At 61.2% G+C, this 20,005-nt stretch carries 19 protein-coding genes and 2 pseudogenes; 11 read left to right on the forward strand and 10 right to left on the reverse strand.

The window, feature by feature from the left end; all coding sequences use genetic code 11:
• Positions 1 to 146 precede the first annotated feature (146 nt).
• Positions 147 to 1,799: a choline dehydrogenase gene (gene betA / locus ACMUVN_RS29665; RefSeq protein WP_097623260.1), complete on the forward strand. Its 1,653-nt coding sequence runs from the start codon at positions 147 to 149 to the stop codon at positions 1,797 to 1,799.
• Between the two features lie 10 nt (positions 1,800 to 1,809).
• Positions 1,810 to 1,963: pseudogene (locus ACMUVN_RS29670) on the forward strand (oxidoreductase); the annotation flags it as partial.
• A 108-nt stretch (positions 1,964 to 2,071) separates the two neighbouring features.
• Here ACMUVN_RS29670 and ACMUVN_RS29675 read toward each other — a convergent pair.
• Together ACMUVN_RS29675 and ACMUVN_RS29680 are read right to left on the reverse strand one after the other, a co-directional pair.
• The gene (locus tag ACMUVN_RS29675; protein ID WP_063476607.1) at positions 2,072 to 3,169 is read right to left on the reverse strand and encodes an NADH:flavin oxidoreductase/NADH oxidase; all 1,098 of its coding nucleotides are present in this window, start codon (positions 3,167 to 3,169) and stop codon (positions 2,072 to 2,074) included.
• A gap of 94 nt (positions 3,170 to 3,263) precedes the next feature.
• A complete protein-coding gene (locus ACMUVN_RS29680) occupies positions 3,264 to 4,061 on the reverse strand; it encodes an SDR family NAD(P)-dependent oxidoreductase (RefSeq protein ID WP_063476606.1) in 798 nt (265 codons plus the stop codon).
• A gap of 89 nt (positions 4,062 to 4,150) precedes the next feature.
• Here ACMUVN_RS29680 and ACMUVN_RS29685 point away from each other — a divergent pair, with 89 nt between their 5' ends.
• On the forward strand, positions 4,151 to 4,690 hold the full coding sequence (locus tag ACMUVN_RS29685; RefSeq protein ID WP_025554875.1) for a MarR family winged helix-turn-helix transcriptional regulator: 540 nt from the start codon (positions 4,151 to 4,153) through the stop codon (positions 4,688 to 4,690).
• Positions 4,691 to 4,715: 25 nt separating this feature from the next.
• Here ACMUVN_RS29685 and ACMUVN_RS29690 read toward each other — a convergent pair whose 3' ends face one another.
• The 3 genes from ACMUVN_RS29690 to ACMUVN_RS29700 form a co-directional block, all read right to left on the reverse strand.
• Complete coding sequence (locus ACMUVN_RS29690; RefSeq protein WP_029723151.1) at positions 4,716 to 5,189, reverse strand: DUF6644 family protein; 474 nt, start codon at positions 5,187 to 5,189, stop codon at positions 4,716 to 4,718.
• Between the two features lie 17 nt (positions 5,190 to 5,206).
• Positions 5,207 to 5,593, reverse strand: a complete 387-nt coding sequence (locus tag ACMUVN_RS29695; RefSeq protein WP_025554871.1) for a DUF6152 family protein — start codon at positions 5,591 to 5,593, stop codon at positions 5,207 to 5,209.
• Positions 5,594 to 5,684: 91 nt separating this feature from the next.
• Complete coding sequence (locus tag ACMUVN_RS29700) at positions 5,685 to 6,131, reverse strand: RrF2 family transcriptional regulator (RefSeq protein WP_047614168.1); 447 nt, start codon at positions 6,129 to 6,131, stop codon at positions 5,685 to 5,687.
• A 420-nt stretch (positions 6,132 to 6,551) separates the two neighbouring features.
• Here ACMUVN_RS29700 and ACMUVN_RS29705 point away from each other — a divergent pair, with 420 nt between their 5' ends.
• From ACMUVN_RS29705 to ACMUVN_RS29725, 5 genes and pseudogenes are all read left to right on the forward strand, one after another.
• Positions 6,552 to 7,310 (forward strand): phosphoadenylyl-sulfate reductase, encoded by a 759-nt coding sequence (locus ACMUVN_RS29705; RefSeq protein WP_047614167.1) that lies wholly within the window; start codon positions 6,552 to 6,554, stop codon positions 7,308 to 7,310.
• A gap of 155 nt (positions 7,311 to 7,465) precedes the next feature.
• Positions 7,466 to 8,419, forward strand: a complete 954-nt coding sequence (gene cysD / locus ACMUVN_RS29710; protein WP_047614166.1) for a sulfate adenylyltransferase subunit CysD — start codon at positions 7,466 to 7,468, stop codon at positions 8,417 to 8,419.
• A 1-nt stretch (position 8,420) separates the two neighbouring features.
• Entirely contained in the window at positions 8,421 to 9,917 is a 1,497-nt protein-coding gene (gene cysN / locus ACMUVN_RS29715) for a sulfate adenylyltransferase subunit CysN (RefSeq protein ID WP_168333899.1), read from the forward strand.
• Positions 9,918 to 10,285: 368 nt separating this feature from the next.
• The gene (locus ACMUVN_RS29720) at positions 10,286 to 10,927 is read left to right on the forward strand and encodes a peroxiredoxin-like family protein (protein WP_063476602.1); all 642 of its coding nucleotides are present in this window, start codon (positions 10,286 to 10,288) and stop codon (positions 10,925 to 10,927) included.
• Positions 10,928 to 10,934: 7 nt separating this feature from the next.
• Positions 10,935 to 11,090 (forward strand): annotated as a pseudogene (locus ACMUVN_RS29725) (elongation factor 1-alpha C-terminal domain-related protein); the annotation flags it as partial.
• A gap of 111 nt (positions 11,091 to 11,201) precedes the next feature.
• On the opposite strand, the gene ACMUVN_RS29730 reads toward ACMUVN_RS29725, so the two are convergent.
• Both ACMUVN_RS29730 and ACMUVN_RS29735 read right to left on the reverse strand, forming a co-directional pair.
• Complete coding sequence (locus ACMUVN_RS29730; RefSeq protein WP_183905773.1) at positions 11,202 to 11,669, reverse strand: hypothetical protein; 468 nt, start codon at positions 11,667 to 11,669, stop codon at positions 11,202 to 11,204.
• Between the two features lie 412 nt (positions 11,670 to 12,081).
• On the reverse strand, positions 12,082 to 12,948 hold the full coding sequence (locus ACMUVN_RS29735) for a LysR family transcriptional regulator (protein ID WP_183844670.1): 867 nt from the start codon (positions 12,946 to 12,948) through the stop codon (positions 12,082 to 12,084).
• A 68-nt stretch (positions 12,949 to 13,016) separates the two neighbouring features.
• On the opposite strand from ACMUVN_RS29735, the gene ACMUVN_RS29740 reads away from it, so the two are divergent.
• Together ACMUVN_RS29740 and ACMUVN_RS29745 are read left to right on the forward strand one after the other, a co-directional pair.
• Positions 13,017 to 13,988, forward strand: a complete 972-nt coding sequence (locus ACMUVN_RS29740; protein WP_414815850.1) for a quinone oxidoreductase family protein — start codon at positions 13,017 to 13,019, stop codon at positions 13,986 to 13,988.
• 263 nt (positions 13,989 to 14,251) lie between these two features.
• The gene (locus ACMUVN_RS29745) at positions 14,252 to 15,205 is read left to right on the forward strand and encodes an NmrA/HSCARG family protein (RefSeq protein WP_414815851.1); all 954 of its coding nucleotides are present in this window, start codon (positions 14,252 to 14,254) and stop codon (positions 15,203 to 15,205) included.
• Between the two features lie 60 nt (positions 15,206 to 15,265).
• Here ACMUVN_RS29745 and ACMUVN_RS29750 read toward each other — a convergent pair whose 3' ends face one another.
• Both ACMUVN_RS29750 and ACMUVN_RS29755 read right to left on the reverse strand, forming a co-directional pair.
• Positions 15,266 to 16,186: a LysR family transcriptional regulator gene (locus ACMUVN_RS29750; protein ID WP_414815852.1), complete on the reverse strand. Its 921-nt coding sequence runs from the start codon at positions 16,184 to 16,186 to the stop codon at positions 15,266 to 15,268.
• 108 nt (positions 16,187 to 16,294) lie between these two features.
• Entirely contained in the window at positions 16,295 to 17,332 is a 1,038-nt protein-coding gene (locus ACMUVN_RS29755; RefSeq protein WP_097542767.1) for a LacI family DNA-binding transcriptional regulator, read from the reverse strand.
• A gap of 562 nt (positions 17,333 to 17,894) precedes the next feature.
• Between ACMUVN_RS29755 and ACMUVN_RS29760 the strand changes: the two genes are divergently transcribed.
• A complete protein-coding gene (locus ACMUVN_RS29760; RefSeq protein ID WP_414815853.1) occupies positions 17,895 to 19,400 on the forward strand; it encodes a DegQ family serine endoprotease in 1,506 nt (501 codons plus the stop codon).
• Between the two features lie 194 nt (positions 19,401 to 19,594).
• Here ACMUVN_RS29760 and ACMUVN_RS29765 read toward each other — a convergent pair whose 3' ends face one another.
• The gene (locus ACMUVN_RS29765; RefSeq protein ID WP_414815854.1) at positions 19,595 to 19,987 is read right to left on the reverse strand and encodes a hypothetical protein; all 393 of its coding nucleotides are present in this window, start codon (positions 19,985 to 19,987) and stop codon (positions 19,595 to 19,597) included.
• Positions 19,988 to 20,005 lie beyond the last annotated feature (18 nt).

Genomic DNA, 20,005 nt, shown 5'->3' on the forward strand with positions numbered 1-20,005 from the left:
CCTCCTTCCATCGCATCGCTTGCGGCGCTGATTTTGAAGTGAGGCAGTGCCGCAAGTTAAGCCCCTCCCCTTGTGGGGAGGGGTTTGGGGCGGGGTCTTAATGTCCGGGGTCTTCGGAACCGTTGCAAAGAATCTAAGGGAACGTCATGCAACAAGCAGATTTCGTCATCATCGGCTCCGGGTCGGCCGGTTCCGCCCTCGCCTATCGCCTGTCGGAAGACGGCAAGAACAGCGTCCTCGTCATCGAGGCGGGCGGCAGCGATTTCGGGCCGTTCATCCAGATGCCGGCAGCCCTTGCCTGGCCGATGAGCATGAAGCGGTATAACTGGGGTTATCTCTCCGAGCCGGAGGCAAACCTCAACAACCGGCGCATCACCGCGCCGCGCGGCAAGGTAATCGGCGGCTCCTCCTCGATCAACGGCATGGTCTATGTGCGCGGCCATGCCGAAGACTTCAACCGCTGGGAGGAACTCGGCGCCAGCGGCTGGGCCTATGCCGACGTGCTTCCCTATTTCAAGCGGATGGAGCATTCGCATGGCGGCGAAGACGGCTGGCGCGGCACGGACGGGCCGCTGCACGTGCAGCGCGGCGGCTTCACCAATCCGCTGTTCCGCGCCTTCATCGAGGCCGGCAAACAGGCAGGCTTCGAGACGACGGAGGATTACAACGGCAGCAAGCAGGAAGGTTTCGGGCTGATGGAGCAGACCATCTTCGGCGGTCGCCGCTGGTCTGCCGCCAATGCCTATCTGAAACCGGCGCTGAAGCGCGATAATGTCGGGATCGTCTACGGCCTGGCGCGGAAGATCGTGATCGAGGACGGACGCGCCACCGGCGTCGAGATCGAACGCAAGGGCAAGATCGAGGTGGTGAAGGCGAACCGCGAGGTGATCGTCTCGGCCTCCTCCTTCAATTCGCCGAAGCTCCTGATGCTGTCGGGCATCGGTCCCGGCGGCCATCTGCAGGACATGGGCATTGAAGTCAAAGCCGACCGGCCGGGCGTCGGCGCCAACCTGCAGGACCATATGGAATTCTACTTCCAGCAGGTGAGCACCAAGCCGGTGTCGCTCTATTCGTGGCTACCATGGTTCTGGCAGGGCGTGGCCGGCGCGCAATGGCTGCTCTCGCGTGGCGGTCTCGGCGCCTCCAACCAGTTCGAAGCCTGCGCCTTCCTGCGCTCGGCACCGGGGCTGAAGCAGCCCGATATCCAGTATCATTTCCTGCCGGTGGCGATCAGCTATGATGGCAAGGCGGCGGCGAAAAGCCACGGCTTCCAGGTCCATGTCGGCTACAACCTGTCGAAATCGCGCGGCAGCGTGAGCTTGCGCTCCGCAGACCCCAAGGCCGATCCGGTGCTGCGCTTCAACTATATGAGCCATGCCGAGGATTGGGAAAAATTCCGCCACTGCGTGCGCCTCACCCGCGAGATCTTCGGCCAGAGCGCCTTCAACGACTATCGCGGCCCGGAGATCCAGCCGGGCGAAGGCGTGCAGAGCGATGAACAAATCGACGCCTTCCTGCGCGAACATCTGGAAAGCGCCTATCACCCTTGCGGCACCTGCCGCATGGGCGCCAAGGACGATCCGATGGCGGTGGTCGACCCGCAAACGCGGGTGATCGGCGTCGACGGCCTGCGTGTCGCCGACAGCTCGATCTTCCCGCACGTCACCTATGGCAACCTGAACGGGCCGTCGATCATGACCGGAGAAAAGGCGGCCGACCATATCCTCGGCAAACAGCCGCTGGCACGCTCGAACCAGGAACCGTGGATCAATCCGCGCGCGGCCGTCAGCGACCGATGAGAAACCAACATCAGTGAAGGACATTCAGGCCGGCACGACGGAATTCGTAAGCAAGATCGTCGGTCCCGACACGTTCGCCCGAACCGTCGCTGTCGCGGTGAACGTGCCTGAGATGTCGTATCAAGGAAATCCTGCTCCGGCCACGGCTCAACCGTCTGACGTGAGGCGCGATGTGTCTATGACATCGCAACCGTGAATCAGCGGCCGTGCTTCGCGTTTTTTCAAAGCGAAGAGAACGAGGGGCCCTCAACGAGTCCGAGAGCCCCGATCACTCAGGCAGTGCGGTAGGCGGCGAGCCAATGTGCGTAGGGGGCAGGCAATGTCCAGGACGGACGCTCGACACCGAGCTTGCGCGCGGCCGCGTAGGGCCAATGCGGATCGGCGAGCATCGCCTTGCCGACCATCACCAGGTCGAGCTGTCCGCTTCGGATGAGCTCGTCCGCTTGCTCCGGCTGAGTGATGTTCCAACTCGCCGCACCGGGCAGGGCTGCCGCCTTCCGGACCCGATCGGCGTAAGGCGCGATGAACCCCGGGCCCCAGGGAATATTGGCGGCGGGGGTCGAGAAACCGAGGCTGACGTCAATGAAGTCGAGGCCGGCCACTTTGAATTTTCCGACGAGTTCTATCGCGTCCTGCAGGGTTTCCTCGTCACGGCCATCAAACTCGATGACGCCGAAGCGAGCCGTCAGCGGACGATCCTCGGGCCAGACCTCACGAACGGCCGCCAGCGTCTCCAAGAGGAAGCGTCCGCGGTTATCGGCGCTGCCGCCATATTCGTCGTCACGCTGGTTTGAATGCGACGAGAAGAAGCTTTGGCCGAGGTAGCCATGCGCAAAATGCAGCACGAGCCAGCGGAATCCGATGTCACGCGCGCGGATCGCCGCAGCGACAAAGTCGCCACGGACGCGATCGATGTCGGCCTTCGTCATGGCGCGCGGCACCTTCTTTAAGCCGCCGCCGAATGCGATGGCGGATGGTGCGATGGTGTCCCAGCCGCGGGGATCGCCGTCGGCGATATGATCGTCACCTTCCCAAGGACGGTTTGCACTGCCCTTGCGGCCGGCATGGCCGATCTGGATCCCCGCGACCGCGCCGGCCTTTTCGATACCGGCGACGATCGGCGCAAAGGCCTCTGCCTGGTCATCATTCCAAAGACCGGTGCAGCCCGGCGTGATCCGGCCCTCCGGGGAGACGGCGGTGGCTTCGACGTTGACGAGGCCGGCGCCGCCGCGCGCCAAGCTTGTGAGATGGACGCTGTGCCAGTCGTTGGGAAGGCCATCGATCGCGGAATATTGGCACATGGGGGAAATTGCGATCCGGTTTCGGAGCGTCACGCCTTTCAGCGTGTATTGGTCGAATAAGCTGGGCAAGGGGATCTCCTTAAGATGAATATCGATCTCCCGCACGGCTCCTCCGACGCCGGCCGGCGCAGGCGTTACTCCGTGCGGTCGATCCCTCGGATACTTAGACGGCGCGGTAACGGGGCGCAGGTTCACCGGTCTGCGTCGCGGCGAAGAGCGCGGATCGGGCTTCGTCGAACTTATCCCATAGAGTGGCGTCGGCAACGGATGGCAGCGTAATGTCTTCGCCCTTGTCGAAACCGGCCAGGGCCGCATCGACCAGGTTTTCGGATGTCATAACCGTCGCCTGGTTGAGCGATGCCAGCGGCACGCCTGACAAATCCCAGAGTTCGGTCGCCGTGGCTGCCGGCATGACGAGTTGCAGACGGACATTGGTCTCAGCCAGTTCCTGCTGCAGGCCCCGGCTGAAATTCATCACATAGCCCTTGGTGCCGCTGTAGATCGCGCTGATGGGCAGGGCGTGGAAGGACAGGACGGAAGCGACATTGATGATCGCGCCGTCGTTGCGGTCGAGGAATGCGGGCAGAATGGCACGCGTCAGGCGCGAGAGCGCGGTGACGTTGAGTGCGATCATCGCTGCCGCGTCTTCCTCCGAGGTCTGGGCCACCGGAGCCAGCGTTGAGTTGCCGGCGTTATTGACGAGGAGCGTGATCGCCGAATTCGCCTTCAGCATATTTTCGACACGGGTCACGTCGGCATCTTTCGTGAGGTCTGCTTCCACGACCTCGACTGTCGTGCCGTGGGCAGCGTCCAGTTTGGCCGAGAGCGCCTTCAGACGATCGGCGCGCCGGGCTACGAGGATGAGGTCATAGCCCCGTTCGGCAAGGCGTTGGGCGTACACAGCGCCGATGCCGGCAGAAGCGCCGGTGACGACGGCAACAGGCTTAAGCGATACAGACATGTCAAATTCCTATTTGGTTGAGTGCTCAAGTTTAAGTATGGCTAGATCTGACTCTTGTCAATGGCTGAGTGCTCAACTATTTTGGCGAGATGGGTAAGAAACTTTCGATTGGCAATCTTGGAGAGGAACTGCGTGGGGGCAGGCTGAGCCCGCCCGAACTCCTGTCCGAACTTGTGTGCACAAACACCGCTCTTCGACGCGCGTCACGGCGACTAGGCCAGCTCTATGACGATGCGGTAGCGCCAACCGGCCTGAAGGCCACCCAGGTCGGGCTTCTGACCCAGATAGCTGCGTTGCGCGAAGGCGGCCATCAATGGCCTACCCTGCAATCCCTGGCCGAGCGCCTCGCCGTCAGCATCTCCGCGTTGACCCACGCACTTCGCCCGCTGGTCCGGGACGGACTGGTCGGGCTCATGCCGGACGAACACGATGGCCGCACGAAGCATGCGACGCTGACGACGTCTGGTGAGCATCGTCTGCACGAGGCCTTGGTCTTGTGGGCTGACGCTAACCAACGCGTTGAGGTGGTCCTGGGTCGTTCCGCTTCTGCGCTTCGCGCGCTGGCCGATGATGTCGCTTCTCCGGAGTTCCTGGAAGCTTACGAGGCGCGGCGCGTGCTGAGACGCTGACCCCCGCCCTTGTCGCCGAATCGCATCAGAGAAATCCGATCCAGCGTCCCGCCACAAGTGCGGCGATCCATGTCACCGCCGACAGAGCCGCCGAAACCTTTATGGCAGGGCGCAGAATGCCGGCCGTGATTGCCGTTCGCCAACCCTGCCCAGTATGCACCACGAGCACGTTGAGTAATCCGAAGGCAATCAGCCCGAGCTTGGCGAGGAAGGCGGGATTGCCGGCATATTCGACCGCCCGGACGCTGAACAGGCAGAAGCCGGTGACAAGAGCCGCGGCAAGGCCGATGCCGGCGCAGCGGGAGAGAAACAGCGCAACGATCTCGACCGGCACCCTGCGGAAGAGGCCGGCGAGCCTGAGATCAAGCGGCAGGATGGCGCCGACGAGAAGGCCGATCGCCAGGATATGGGCGGCGTTGACGAACATGTAGAGCGTTCCGGAGCGCCGGAGCGCGGCCGCAGGTGCCGTGGCTGACAGCCATTCGAGAATGTCGATCACAGCTCGGTTGGCCCGGGTCAGTTCGTCTTGATGCGGTCGGGATAGATATCGTAGCGCTTTTCGCCGATGGTGAGGCGCACCGCCTTCAGCCGCTTCTCCTTTGGATCCTGCGAACGGTTTCCAAGCGCCACGACCTTATCGCCGGGCTTAGCGACACCTTCGACGAAGCCGGAGCGTTCCGTCTGGCGCGGATTGCCGAGCTCGACCAGCCAGACGCCGTCATTGGCGGTGGCGACGTCAAGGGTCGGATGCGGCCCGCCCATGGAGATCTTCTCGATGGTGCCGGCAAGCTCGATCTGATCCGCCTCGGCCCAGGACCAGCCATGATGGGCAATGGCGCCGGTGGCGAAAGCCGTCGACAGCATGGCCGCAGCGATGATGCGCTGTGCTGAGATTCTGAACATGATGTCCTCCCTACCCTATGGGCAGGCAGGTGGAGCATGCCGGCTGGAAGAAAAGGGATTTCACCAAATCTTGAAGAAAGATGCGCGATCTTCAGGCCAGCAGCCGGGTGACTTCGGCGCTGTGTTTTGGAGCGACGGCATCGGCGATGGTCGTCGAGAACAGCACCTTGCGGGTGGCGTCGGCGACCTTGGCGAAGACGTGGCGGATCTGGCAGTTCTGTTCGCCGTCGCAATCGTCGCACTGGCGATAGGCGGTGATCGAGAGACAGGGAAGCGGGGCGATCGGGCCGTCGATGATGCGCAGGATCTCACCGAAAGTGATCGTGTGGGCGGGCTTGAGGAGGAGATAACCGCCCTGCTTGCCGCGGCGGCTGGCGACGACGCCGTGATGTTTCAGGTCGAGCAGGATCTGTTCGAGAAACTTCTTCGGGATCTTCTGTTGCGCCGCGATATCGGAAATCATCACCGGTTCTCCGGCATCGGCGTCAGCCAAGACCGTGAGCGCCCGCAGCGCATATTTCGCCTTTTGCGTAATCATTTTTGACCATCGACACACACAGGCAGCGCGAATTTCCGCACTGCTACGGAAGTACTTTCACCTCTATGGCACAACCAGCATGAACCGAATTTGAACGCGCTGGAGAAAGCCTTGAGAGACAAGCGTTTTGGCCTTGTTTTTTGCTCTCGGCCAAGCTCTCTTAATCTATGCCAAAACCGCGCCTTCCGCACCATTTTCGGCATCACTTCAGATTTCGGATTGACAGGCTGCGTGTAACTCTACTATTTCTATAGACATTCAAGCTGCCGATGTGGATTTTCATCCGCATGCGGCTGCTTTTCTGCATCGCGGCAGCTTCGGAGAGATATTTGCTCCTCCGGCCGCAGCTTTCGAAATCCCTTTTTCTGTCCGATCCCCGTATGAACTGCGATACTCCCGTCAACGAAGGACAGGATTCTCATGACTGCTATCAATCCAATTTTGGAAGAAGGGCCGATTGCGGAAGCCAAGGCGCTGAATGACAGGCTGGCGGGCCTCGACCTTGCCGGACGTCTGTCGCTGGTCTCCGGCCTCGGCGGCCGCGTGGTGTTCACGACGTCACTCGGCATCGAGGACCAGGTGATCACCGCCGAGATCGGCACGCACCGCCTGCCGATCGATGTCGCGACGCTGCAGACCGGCCGGCTGTTTCCCGAAACGCTGGCGCTGATCGACGAGACCGAAAACCAGTACGACATCCGCATCCACCGCTTCGAGCCGGAGAAGGCCGATATTGACGCCTATGCGGCGCAATACGGCCTCAACGGTTTCTACGAGAGCGTCGAAGCCCGGCATGCCTGTTGCGGCGTGCGCAAGCTGAAGCCGCTTGCCCGCGCGCTGGAGGGTGCTGCGATCTGGATCACCGGCCTGCGCCGCGGCCAATCGGCCAACCGCGCGGAAACGCCCTTTGCCGAGTATGATGCCGAACGCCACCTGTTGAAGGTCAATCCGCTCGCCGATTGGGACCTGGAGGCGATCAAGGCCTTCGTTTCCGCAAACGGCGTGCCGGTCAATCCGCTGCATCAGCGCGGCTATCCCTCGATCGGCTGCGAGCCCTGCACGCGGGCGATCAAGCCCGGCGAGCCGGAACGTGCCGGCCGGTGGTGGTGGGAGCAGGACGAAACGCGCGAATGCGGCCTGCATGTCGCCGAAGAGGCCGCGGCGATCGCCGCACAGTAAATCACCCCACGGCTTTCCCAAAAATCAAGGCGCGGCGACCGCCGCAGCCTTGGGAAAGCCAACATTCCCAGGGAAAGCAACATTCTTGGGGAAGCCACATCAAGGAATTGTTTGCGGTGAGCCGCAAACGACCGACCGACAGTCTGGAGTAAGACATGCCCGATAGCCGTCTCGATACGGAACTCAGCAATCCCCAGAGCGCCAAGGCGCCGCTCGACCCGCATCTGAAGGCGCTGGAAAACGAATCCATCCATATCTTCCGCGAGGTTGCAGCCGAATTCGAGCGTCCCGTCATGCTCTATTCGATCGGCAAGGATTCCTCGGTGCTGCTGCATCTGGCGCGCAAGGCCTTCTATCCCGGCCGCGTGCCTTTCCCGCTGCTGCATGTGAATACCGGCTGGAAGTTCAGGGAGATGATCGCCTTCCGCGACGAGACCGCGAAGAAATACGATCTCGATCTGATCGAGCACATCAATCCGCGCGGTGCTGCCGAAAACATCACGCCCTTTACCCATGGATCGGCGGCCTTCACCGACATCATGAAGACCGAAGGCCTGCGCCAGGCGCTCGATGCCGGCCAGTTCGACGCCGCTTTCGGCGGCGCGCGGCGCGACGAGGAAGCCAGCCGCGCCAAGGAGCGCATCTATTCCTTCCGCACGCCCGACCATCGCTGGGATCCGCGCAACCAGCGGCCGGAACTCTGGAACATCTATAACGGCATGATCCGCAAGGGCGAGAGCGTGCGCGCCTTCCCGCTGTCGAACTGGACCGAAGTCGATATCTGGCGCTACATCCAGGCCGAGGACATTCCGCTGGTGCCGCTCTACTACGCCAAGAAGCGTCCGTTCGTGGAGCGCGACGGCATGATGATCCTCGCCGAAGACCCGCGCCTGGAGCTGCTGCCCGGCGAGGTCCGCCAGGAAGGCATGATCCGTTTCCGCACCCTCGGCGATTTCCCGCTGACCGGCGCCATCCGCTCCCAGGCCACCACCCTCGAAGAGGTGATCGCCGAACTCGAAATTGCAACTGTGTCCGAACGCCAGGGCCGCGCCATCGATCGCGACCAGTCCGGCTCCATGGAAAAGAAGAAGCGTGAAGGATATTTCTGAGATGACCGCAGCCCAAACCGCCGTCTCGGCCGCCACCGTCGTCAACCTGCCCGCCGCCGAGCAGCAGAAAGCTCTGCGCGACTCGCGCCCGCTGCGCCTGATCACCTGCGGCAGCGTCGATGACGGCAAGTCGACCCTGATCGGCCGCCTGCTCTGGGACACCAAGGCGGTCAAGGAAGACCAGGCCGCCACCCTGCAGCGCGATTCCACCGGCAAGCAGAACGATCTCGGCCTGCCCGATTTCGCGCTGCTGCTCGACGGCCTGCAGGCCGAACGCGAACAGGGCATCACCATCGATGTCGCCTATCGCTACTTCTCGACCGACAAGCGCTCCTTCATCGTCGCCGATACACCCGGCCATGAACAGTATACCCGCAACATGGCGACCGGCGCTTCGACCGCCGATCTCGCCATCCTGCTGGTCGATGCGCGTTTCGGCATTCTCGAGCAGACCCGCCGCCACGCGACGATCGCCTCGCTGCTCGGGATCAAGCAGTTCGTGCTCGCCGTCAACAAGATCGACCTGACGGGCTATGACCGCGCCGGCTTCGACAAGATCAGCCACGAATTCCGGGAATTTGCCCTGTCGCTCGGCGTCAAGCAGATCACCGCCATTCCGATGTCGGCGCTGAAGGGCGAAAACGTCGTCTATCCCGGCCAGGCCGCGATGCCTTGGTATACCGGCCCGACGCTGGTGGAGACGCTGGAGCTTGCGACCGTGCGCTCGTCGCAGACGGTCGGCTTCCGTCTTTCCGTGCAGCGCGTCTCGCGTCCCGGCGAAAGCTTCCGCGGCTATCAGGGCACGGTTGCCGGCGGCTCGGTCAAACCAGGCGACAGCGTCATGATCCTGCCGTCGGGCATGGTCGCCAACGTCTCCAAGATCGTCACCTTCGATCTCGTGCGCAATGCCGCCGTTGCCGGCGACGCGATCACGCTGGTGCTCGACCGCCAGGTGGATGTGGCGCGCGGCGACATGATCGTCTCGATCGACGCCCAGCCGCAGGTCGGCCTTGCCTTCGACGCGCAGATCGTCGCACTCCAGCCCGAGGGCATCGAGCCCGGCAAGCGCTACTGGCTGAAGAGCGGCAGCCGCCGCCAGCGTGTGCAGGTGCAGCCGCTCAGCCAGCTGGAGCTGAAGACCGGCAGCTGGAACGCCGCCCAGCGGCTCTACATGAACGCCATCGGCAAGGTCCGGCTCGTCTTCGACGAAGCGGCGATCTTCGATCCTTATGAGCAGAACCGGCTTTCCGGTTCCTTCATCCTGATCGATCCGGAGACCAACAATACGGTCGCCGGCGGCATGGTGACCGGCAAGCGCACCGAACTCGGCGGCCTCCACAATGGCGAAGCCCGCGTCATCCTCTCGCTTCCGGCCGATCTTGCCGAGCAGATCATGGCAAGCGAACTCTTCGCCAGCCGCAGCCATGAGGCCGAGGTACGGCGCATGACGGCAGCCGAAGCAGCCGATCTCTGGTCGAGCGCCGCAAGCGATATCTGATGAGGGATAGGGGCCAGCAAGACTGGCCCCTTACCGAGGCCGAATCCTCTGGCTGCGGCTGGCGGACTCCCTGCCGAACGGCGAAGAACCGATCAGAACCTGAGACTTTGCGATAGGGGCTTCCCCAGCTCAATTTTCTGTGTCGGCCTCTGCGGCCGCTAAAAAATTCAGAGTTTGCAGAAAACGGACTTTTCCAATTCACGATTCGCTGTTTTCCGCTTGCCCGCGGGCCAATGTGGGGCCATTCTTAAATCGGATCCAGGCGGTGCGGTAAGACGAGAGGTCAGGCCTTGCAGCGCTCAATCTCGACCTCGATGCACTAACTCGGCGCCTTTTCTCGACTGATCCCCGAGCGAGGAGGTTGTCCAATGTCCACGAGCCATGTCGACCATCCGCTACAACCGGGCGACCGAGTCCCGAACGTTGTGTTTGATGCGATCTCGAGCGAGGGGAAGATCGCACTTGATGATTTTCGTGGCCGCAGCCCATTGCTGATCGGTTTGTTTCGGGGCCTGCATTGCCCGTTCTGCCGGCGCCATGTCGCGGCCATGGCATATCTCAACCCGATGCTGCGTGAAAAAGGCGTCCAATCCCTGGCGGTGGTAAACACCCCGGTCGAACGCGCGCGGCTCTATTTCCGCTACCATCCGATACCCGATCTTCTTGCCGCTTCCGACCCGATAAGGGCTTCGCACCAAGCATTCGGCCTACGCGAGGTCGGGATCGACACGGTCATGGCAATACGGATCGACCTGCCGGGCGAGTTGCCCGAGCCTATGAGCGTGATGGCAATGGACGAATTCATCAACGAGAAGGAAGGATATCAAATTACGGAAGCCGATCAGCAGATGATGACTGCCGACCACGGGCAGCTTGTCGGTCAGTTCCTCATCGACCGGGAGGGCATCGTACGCTGGAGCTTCACTGAAGTCCTGGAGGCTGGGCTCCAGACATTCAAGGCACTGAATTCCCAGGAATTGATGTCGGCAGCTTCCCAAGTCGTGCATTGACAACGATCTGGAGCTGAAGACCGGCAGCTGGAACGCCGCCCAGCGGCTCTACATGAACGCCATCGGCAAAGTCCGGCTCGTCTTCGACGAAGCGGCGATCATCGACCCCTATGAGCAGAACCGCAATTACGGCTCCTTCATCCTGATCGACGCGGAGACCAACACACGGTCGCCGGCATCTCTTCCGGGGTAATGGGTGGTGCCCTGCGCCGTTCGCTTCAAGCGTTGGAATCGCCCGGTTCCATCAAGGCGTCATCGCACGAATCGCCGATGCTCACAGGTTTGGACGGGCAGTTCTCCCGTTGTTCGACTTATCCACGTCGATGACCTTCCTCACCTTCTGCGATAACTCTTCGAGCGTCGCCATCACCCGGTTGACCTGCGATAGCGTGGCGGCCGGATCGTATCTTGTGACGAGATATTCCCTGTTGGAGGACAGCGTCGCCAAGTGTTCCTCCGTTCGCTTTCGGAAGATTAAGCCCGCTTCCTTCGCCCATCGCGATCGCTCGCCAATGTCGTGGTGAAGGCCGCGGATCATCTTAGGGTCACGCCCTTTGGCGAGCAGAAACGCATTCAGGTAGAGCTCGATCGAGTGGAGGGCCAGAAACCGGCGCGGAGCGTGCGACAGCGATTTGCCCCGAGGGGAGCATTCCCCAAGCAAAGTCGCGGCCGTTCGGTAATACGATGCCAGTTCCAGAATATCGTGAGCGCTTGCTTCATGCCCAGGGTATACTGCATCCAAGACAAGAACCTCCCATTGGTTCCAACGTATGGATGCAGATTGGCAGGATGCAGATCGGAGTCAATATCGCCAAAAGGGGTTAGGCCGGGCTGTCTGAGCGAGTTAAATAGGTCTGGACACTTTTCAAGAAAACCTAATGATTTCGCGTTACCATCTGGTGTCCAGGCACACCGTAACCTATTGATAAAACGACGTATGTGCTCCGGCAGTATGACGGTGGCTGCTCAGCACCCGCCCCCGTCCTTCGAGGCTTCGGCCCTTGGCCTCCGCACCTCGGGGATGAGGGCTGATCGCGGTGCCGTGTGGCTGGTGGCTGAACGCGTGCTTCTGGCTGCAGGGCTGATCGGTCCCGTGAGACCGTAAGCGGGCAGCCATCGCTTCTGGCGCTTTGCGACCCAGCCAACTGACCTGACTATTTCCCGAGAGCGGTTTTCAGCGCATCGACGACGACGCGGACGGAGGGGACGTCTTTGATGTCAGAATGGACAACCAGCCAGACCTCTCGAGTCAAAGCCTGTTCGTTCTCAATGCGCTGGAGACCGCTGGACTCCGGGACGGCGAAATCGGGGAGCATGACGACACCGGCGCCAAGTCTTGCGGTTGCGGCCTGAAACTCCAGAACGGATGATCTGACGGCGATCGGCCGGCCGGCGGCCAGCTCGATCAGTCGCAATTGTTGCGGCGAGGCGCTCATGGTTTCGTCGTAACCGATGAAGGTCCAGTCCGACGGTGGAACCGTTTCGAGATAGGTCTGTGATGCGTAGAGATGGAAGCTTGTCTCGCCGAGCTTGACGATGGCGTAATCGCCGTCCTCGGGGCGCGACATGCGCACGGCGATATCCGCCTCTCGTCTGTTCAGGGACGCCAGGCGCTTTTCTCCGACGAGCGTGATCTGAACACCCGGATGGTCTCGCCTGACGGCCGCGATCGGATTTGCCAGGAGCACGCTTGAGAGAGCGGGAGGCGCGCTGATCCTCACATGGCCATGCAATTCCGTGGCGCTGCTTCGACCAAGCTGCTCGATTGCCGCAGTCTGCGCCGCGACAAGAGCTGCGTGCCTGGCGACCTGCTCTCCGTCCGAGGTTAAAATGATGCGCCGCCCGCGGCGGTCTACGAGCTTGCGCCCCAGGCTGGCTTCCAGCGACGAAACCCGCCGACTGATCGTGGCATGTTCGACGCCGAGCTGCTTTGCGGCGCCAAGCAACGTTCCCGACTGCGCGAGCGCCAGGAAATGCCGAAGGTCGTCCCAATCGATCTTTGTGAATTCTCTCCCAATCATTGTGAAACAGTAGGGAATTTTCACACATCAGGCTACGGTTAATTTGTGCCCATGAAGGAGCACGAGAGATGAATGACCAAATCATATGGCTGGACGCCCCCGGTGACGTCACCCAGTTCCGCGTTGAGCATCACCGTTGTCAGCCTCCCGGTGATGGCGAGATAAAAATCCGTCATCAGGCGATCGGAACCAACTTTCTCGACGTCTATCACCGCAAGGGCATCTACCCCATGCCCTCCTACCCCGCGGTGATCGGTGCCGAGGCGGCAGGCATCGTCGACGATGTCGGTCCTGGCGTCTCCATCTTCCAAAAAGGTGACCGCGTTGCCTATGCAGGGCCTCCGGTTGGCGCCTATCGCTCTACCAGGAATATTGCTGCTGAAAGGGCGATAAAACTTCCTGATGCCGTTTCAGCGAAAACGGCAGCGAGTTCGCTGCTCAAAGGCATGACCGCCTACATGCTGTTGAAAAAGACCTACAATGTGCGCGCAGGCACTCAGGTTCTGATCCATGCGGCTGCGGGTGGGCTTGGGAGCATCCTCGTTCGCTGGGCGAGATCGCTCGATGCCACCGTGATCGGGACGGTCAGCTCTTCGGAAAAGGCCGCACTCGCCGCATCTTATGGGACCGATCACCTTATTGTTGGACGGGGCGCCGATATCGTCGCCGAGGTGAAGCGGCTCACGAACGGACTTGGGGTCGACGTCGCCTATGACGGGATCGGCGGCGACACACTTCTCAAAAGCATACGCTCTGTCCGGCCATTCGGCATGGCCGTCACCATCGGTCAGGCCGCCGGTGCTATTCCACCGGTACCTGTCGAGGAACTTCGTCCGGGCAAGGCGCTCTACCATCCGAGCATCATGGCCTGGTGCACCGACGTCGGACAATATCGCGAGGCTGCTCTGGCTGCCGTCGGGGCGATGGAAACAGGGATCGTTTCGCAGATCGGTGCTGAGTATCGTTTGGCCGATGTTGCCAAGGCGCACGAAGAGATGGAATCGGGACGCTCGGCGGGCAGTATTCTGCTGATACCGTAATTGCTCAGAGAAAGAGCGCCGGCAGAGTCTATGAATCGCTGTCGGCGCTTCAGTCCTCGGGGCGGGTTTCGACGACGCTTGGACGGCACCATTTATCCATAAAATGGCATTATGTTATGTATTTCAGATATCTACAGCCATAGAACCTGTTGAGATAGGGTGCCCGCCATTGAGGTGGGCTCTCGGCACAGCCGACCGCCCTCCCGCAAAATGACGCCTTGCACCGCAGTCGGCGTTAATGACAGGGAAAGGTTTGAAGCTCCATGTTCACAAATGAAAAGCCACTTATCGCGATTGCCGGCGCAACGAGCAAACAGGGGCGCAGCGTCGCCGCGACACTCCTTCAGAGCCAACGTTTCCGGGTGCGTGCTTTAACCCGGAAGAAGGATTCGCCCGAAGCGTTACGTCTAGAGGAAGGCGGCGCTGAAATCGTGGCCGTCCCTCTCGAACTTGGCCGTCAAAAGGACCTCGTCGCTGCCTTCCAAGGCGCCGATGGCGCATTTCTGATGACGCCGCCGATCGCCCCGCCAGCAACCATCGAGGCTCCTCTCGGCCGGCAACTGGCGGATGCCGCCGTCGAGGCCGGCGTCGGGCATATTGTTTTCAGCACGCTTGAGGATGTCGACAAGATTACCGGTGGGACGAAATATGCGCCGCATTTTACCGACAAAGCGCGCGTCGCAGATTATATTCGCGGCCTGCAGATCTCTCATTCCTTCGTCATGCTGGCATTCTTCTACACGAATCTTCTCGAATATTACGTGCCTCGCCTGGAGGGTGATACGCTGCTCCTGCCGGTTTATCTGCCTGAAGATTTCCGAGCGCCCTTTGTCGATCCGCTGACGGCGACCGGGCCGGTCGTCCTCGAAATTTTCTCAAACCCCGAGCGCTATAACGGCAAAACGCTGCCGATCGTTGGCGACATCATTTCTCCGCGCGAGATGGTCGAAACCTTTCAGCGCGTGACCGGCCTCAAGGCCGAATATCGAAACGCTTTCACCCGGGATGGCCTGCTGCACTATTTTCCAGAGTTTGCGGCCAACGAACTTCTCGTTCGAGAGCTTCTGGGAATGGTCGAATATGCTGTCGAATATGGCTATTTCGGCAAGGCGCACGACCTCGATTGGAACCGTCGCCTGAACCCCGAAACGCTCAACTGGGAACAATATCTCAGGACGACGGGGTGGCGTGGCGATAAGCGGACTTTCGGACTTTGAGGCATGTCGCGCAAAGCAGTGCAGCGGTTTTGCGATAACGACATCTTTAAAAACAAAGACTTACGAGGGCCTGATTCCCGGCAATTTGGAAACCTCGGCGACAAGAAAGTCGACGAGAAGACGGACACGGGCAATGGCCGCACGCTCCGGAACGATCAGCAAGCTAAGAGGAACCGGCGAAGGACGATAGTCGCCAAGCACGACCTCGAGCCTGCCGTCATCCAGAAGATCGTGGACCAGCCAGAGGTGTGTAGGACCAATGCCGCGTCCGGCGGCAAGGGCTTCGCGCGCCGCAAGCCCGTGATCGACGCGCAGCTTTCCACTGACCGGGATTATCAGGCTCGTGCCATCGGGAGAGGAAAGAACGACCCGATCGCTCCCCGCCACATTGGACATCACGACGGTTTCGTAGCGTGACAGATCGGCAGGGTGCTGCGGCCGTCCGTGAACGGACAAATAAGTCGGAGCGCCCACCAGCAGCCGATGGCTTTCTCCGAGCGCATGAAGTTTCATCGCGCTGTCCGCGAGAGGTCCAAGACGAAGTGCCACGTCAACACCTTCGCGAACCAGGTCGATGCGCTCGTCCGTCAGGTTGAGGTCGACTCTGATGTCCGGATGCTTGTCCTGGAATTCAAAGATGAGGCGCGTGACGTGCATCACACCGAGCGCAGCCGTACAAGAAAGTCGAACAGCACCGGCAGGCGCCCGACGGGCATCTCTCGCTTCTTCAGCGGCCTGTTCGACCAGGCGCAGTATCTGAAGGCAGTTCGCATAATAGCGACTACCTTCGTCCGTAAGGGTCACGCGACGCGTGGTTCGGCTGAGAAGCGGGACGCCGACAGCCTCCTCAAGTTCATTGAGGTGTCGCGTCACGGTGGATTGACCGATACCTAGCTCTCTTGCGACCATCGACAGGTTGCCGCGTTCGGCGACGCGGACAAATGTGCGCATTCTGTCGAGAGACAGTCCTGTGTTATCCATTTTTCAGCACAGTGATCATCATTCCCTCCGTATAGGGAATAATCTGATCTGTGCCTAGTTCGAGCCTACGACAGGTCCGTCGCATTTCATTCGGCAGATCGGACCGGCTTAGCGCGTCGAGCCGCGCGGGATGATCGAGAAGCCGCAGTTGACCTTGTCTTCGCCTGGCGGTTCGTCGCGGATGGCGCGCAGCAGCATGTCGGCGACGCGATAGCCGATATCGTAACGCGGTAAGTGCACCGTCGTCAGCGTCGGCTCGGTGAAGGAAGAGAATTCCAAATCGTTGAAACCGCAGATGCCGACATCCTCCGGCACGCGGATACCGCGCGCTTTGCATTCGATGAGGACGCCAAGCGCCAGTTCGTCGCTCTGGGCAAAGGCGGCATCAATATCGGGCACGCGCTGCAACAGCCGGGAAAACAACTCCCTGCCGAGGCCGATGCGGCTTGCCGCATCCCCGCCGATGACGAGATCCGGGTTGAAACGCCCGGCTTCCCGCATCGCAGCCTCATAACCCTGTATGCGGCGGCGCGAGCGGACATCCCCGCCGCGGCCGATGAAGCCGATCCTTTCATAGCCCCTCGACAACAGGAAGCGGGTGGGTTCGGCGCCGGCGGCATGATGATCGAGGCCGACGACCAGCTTTTCCGGCTCCTGGCTGAGATCGGTGATATGGGCGATCGGACAGGCAGCATTGCCGATCAGCGGCAGAAGATCACTATAGGATTCGGCGCCGGCAATGATCACCCCGGCCGGCTTCTGTGTCAGGAAGGATTTCAGCAGGCCGGCCTCGCCCTTGGCATGGTGCAGCGTACTGGAATATTGAACGGTGAACTCGGCGTCGCGGAAGCGATTCTCGATACCGATCATCAGGTCGGCGAAGCCGTATTGGTGCAAAGCGGGCGTGATCACACCGACGACGCCGTTGTGGCGGCCGGCGAGCGCGCGAGCGGCGAGATTGGGGATATAACCCATCTCGCTCACCGTACGCAGGATGGTCTCGCGCAGATCCTCCGAGACGATTTCAGGATTGCGAAGCGCGCGCGAAATGGTGATGGGGCTGACCCCCACCTTTTTCGCCACATCGCTCAACTTCACATGCGCGCCGCGCCTGGCCTTCCGCCCCGGCCCCACTGACTTGCCCATCATCCCTCATATGCTGCACGCGAGACTCACCTGCCTTCGATTCGCGATTTTCACTTTCTGAAGAAGAAATAATTTAGAGTCTACTAACATTTTATATGAGCAACAGGTTCCGGGGAAACAACGTCCAGAAACAGCAGCAGGATTGTCCGTCGGCGAATTACGGGCCAATGCGGCGATCGGATCACCGCCGCCTGGAATAAGTCCATTTATTTTCGAATGAAAATGTCGCGGAGGATACTCGGGCGCGGCAAAACCGGCCGGAATTTCCGGAAGCGTCAGCCAGCCCGAAAGCATTGGGGCGAAGATTAAATCCCCGTCATATCTTACAAATCGGCAATATAAACATGATCAATATTTAATTTGTAAATCCGCTGGCCGCGATCATATGAATCCCGAGCGCGAATTCTTCCATTCGCCCGGTCGCCGCCCCCCCCGACGACTGCGCTGCGATGAAAGCAATTGGCGCCAAACGCCATCCGACGCCAGGTCCCAGGACATGGAACCACGACGCCATCCAAAACCAACGCTCTCGCCAGGGACCACCGTCCAAGGGATCACCGCCATGTCACCTATCCTCCACAAACATCGCACCGCAGCTCTTGTCGGGGCCGCCATCATCGCCGGCGCCGCATGCCTGCCCTTTACGATCAATTCGTCCAGCGCCTTTGCCGCGCCTTCGGATGCCGGCGGCGTTCTCGCGCCGAGCGGCTCCTTCGCCTCCATCGTCGACGTCGACAAGCCTGCCGTCGTCACCATCACGACGACCATGAAGGCGACCGATGTCAGCGCCGATCAGCAGGAGTCGCCGATGGACGAGCAGTTCCGCCAGTTCTTCGAGGATCAGGGCATCCCGCTGCCGCGCCAGGCACCAAAAAACCGGCCTTCGCAGCAGGCAATGGCGCTCGGCTCGGGCTTCATCATCAGCCCCGACGGTGTGATCGTCACCAACAACCATGTCATCGATAATGCCGTCGACATCAAGGTGACGCTCGATGACGGCACGGAACTGCCGGCCAAGCTGATCGGCACCGACCCGAAATCCGATGTCGCCGTGTTGAAGATAGAGGCGGGCAAACCGTTGCAGACCATCGCCTGGGGCGATTCCGATAGGCTGAAGCTCGGCGACCAGATCCTGGCGATCGGCAACCCCTTCGGCATCGGCACCACGGTGACGGCAGGCATCGTTTCGGCGCGCGGCCGTGACCTGCACAGCGGGCCCTATGACGATTTCATCCAGATCGACGCGCCGATCAACCATGGCAACTCAGGCGGGCCGCTGGTCGACCGCAGCGGCAATGTCGTCGGCATCAATACCGCCATCTATTCGCCGAACGGCGGCAGCGTCGGCGTCGGCTTCGCCATTCCTTCCGACGAGGCCAAGGCGATCGTCGCCAAGCTGCAGAAGGACGGTTCGATCGATCACGGCTATCTCGGCGTACAGATCCAACCGGTCACCAAGGATGTCGCCGATGCCGTCGGCCTCGACAAGGCAGGCGGCGCGCTGGTTGCCGCCGTTGCCGCCGATACGCCGGCCGCACGTGCCGGCGTGAAGCCCGGCGATATCGTCACTGCGGTCGGCGGCCAGACCGTCAAGACGCCGAAGGACCTATCGCGGCTGGTGGCCGACCTGTCGCCGGGCGCCAAGGAAGCTCTCAGCGTCTGGCGCGACGGCAAGACGATCAATCTCAACGTTACCGTCGGCACCAATGAGGCCGGCCAGAAGCAGGCGGCAGCCGAAAGCTCCGACACTCAAGGCCAGAGCAGCGGCCAGCCGAGCCTCGGCATCGGTCTTGCCGATCTGACGCCCGACGTGCGCCAGCAACTCAACCTGCCGCGCTCGATCAGCGGCGCGGTGGTCGCCGACGTCAATCCGGACAAATCGGCCGCCGCCGCCGGCATTCAGTCCGGCGATGTCATCGTCTCGGTGAACGACAGACCGGTCCACAATGCCCGCGACGTCAAGACCGCGATTGCGGAGGCCGGCAAATCAGGCCGCAAATCGGTGCTGCTGCTCGTCGAACGCGACGGCAACAAAACCTTTGTCGCCGTGCCCTTTACTGCGGCCTAAGATGGCCGCGACGGCAACAAGACCTTCGTCGCCGTGCCCTTTACCGCGGCCTAAGATGGCCGCGACGGCAACAAGACCTTCGTCGCCGTGCCGTTTGGGGCTGCGTGAGGTCGCCTGAGCTGTGCCATGAAATGAGAAGCCTGCCTGGAGCGGGCTTTTCGACGGACCGGCAGTCCGCTCCGTTCCATTTCCGCTCAGGGAGATTTCAGCTTCGTCGCCTTGGCGCGAATGCGGGATTTGCCTTTTGGGCGGTTTGCCTCTTGCTGCTTGATCGCATCGGATTGGCTGCGTTGCGCGGCCTCCAATTGCTGCCGCGTCGGCAGATCATGCTCGTAAGTGGGAGCGCTGAATGCCGTCGCGTTGTCGAAGGGACCTTTATGCGTGCGGGCCACGCCATAGGCCTGGTCATCAGGGCTATCAATCCCCTGCTCCGCCGACGGTGACCGGGCGTGACGGGCCTGGCTTATCAGATCGTCGGCAGTCGGGCTGACCGTTGCGCTTTTGCGCATGGCGGTGATCTTGCGTTTCCCGATCCCGTCCCTTTGATCGGCGTGATTGCGAGGCATGTCTTCTTCCTTGTTCGTCATGTCATCGCGACGATCGAC

The organism is Rhizobium sp. IY2 (assembly GCF_047532935.1).
Classification (GTDB): domain Bacteria; phylum Pseudomonadota; class Alphaproteobacteria; order Rhizobiales; family Rhizobiaceae; genus Rhizobium; species Rhizobium anhuiense.

Excerpts from the sequence above, each read along its gene's own strand:
- betA (WP_097623260.1), top strand. The coding sequence starts at position 147 with ATGCAACAAGCAGATTTCGTCATCATCGGCTCCGGGTCGGCCGGTTCC.
- ACMUVN_RS29680 (WP_063476606.1), bottom strand. The coding sequence starts at position 4,061 with ATGTCTGTATCGCTTAAGCCTGTTGCCGTCGTCACCGGCGCTTCTGCC.
- ACMUVN_RS29685 (WP_025554875.1), top strand. The coding sequence starts at position 4,151 with ATGGGTAAGAAACTTTCGATTGGCAATCTTGGAGAGGAACTGCGTGGG.
- ACMUVN_RS29695 (WP_025554871.1), bottom strand. The coding sequence starts at position 5,593 with ATGTTCAGAATCTCAGCACAGCGCATCATCGCTGCGGCCATGCTGTCG.
- ACMUVN_RS29700 (WP_047614168.1), bottom strand. The coding sequence starts at position 6,131 with ATGATTACGCAAAAGGCGAAATATGCGCTGCGGGCGCTCACGGTCTTG.
- ACMUVN_RS29705 (WP_047614167.1), top strand. The coding sequence starts at position 6,552 with ATGACTGCTATCAATCCAATTTTGGAAGAAGGGCCGATTGCGGAAGCC.
- cysD (WP_047614166.1), top strand. The coding sequence starts at position 7,466 with ATGCCCGATAGCCGTCTCGATACGGAACTCAGCAATCCCCAGAGCGCC.
- cysN (WP_168333899.1), top strand. The coding sequence starts at position 8,421 with ATGACCGCAGCCCAAACCGCCGTCTCGGCCGCCACCGTCGTCAACCTG.
- ACMUVN_RS29720 (WP_063476602.1), top strand. The coding sequence starts at position 10,286 with ATGTCCACGAGCCATGTCGACCATCCGCTACAACCGGGCGACCGAGTC.
- ACMUVN_RS29735 (WP_183844670.1), bottom strand. The coding sequence starts at position 12,948 with ATGATTGGGAGAGAATTCACAAAGATCGATTGGGACGACCTTCGGCAT.
- ACMUVN_RS29740 (WP_414815850.1), top strand. The coding sequence starts at position 13,017 with ATGAATGACCAAATCATATGGCTGGACGCCCCCGGTGACGTCACCCAG.
- ACMUVN_RS29745 (WP_414815851.1), top strand. The coding sequence starts at position 14,252 with ATGTTCACAAATGAAAAGCCACTTATCGCGATTGCCGGCGCAACGAGC.
- ACMUVN_RS29750 (WP_414815852.1), bottom strand. The coding sequence starts at position 16,186 with ATGGATAACACAGGACTGTCTCTCGACAGAATGCGCACATTTGTCCGC.
- ACMUVN_RS29755 (WP_097542767.1), bottom strand. The coding sequence starts at position 17,332 with ATGGGCAAGTCAGTGGGGCCGGGGCGGAAGGCCAGGCGCGGCGCGCAT.
- ACMUVN_RS29760 (WP_414815853.1), top strand. The coding sequence starts at position 17,895 with ATGTCACCTATCCTCCACAAACATCGCACCGCAGCTCTTGTCGGGGCC.
- ACMUVN_RS29765 (WP_414815854.1), bottom strand. The coding sequence starts at position 19,987 with ATGACGAACAAGGAAGAAGACATGCCTCGCAATCACGCCGATCAAAGG.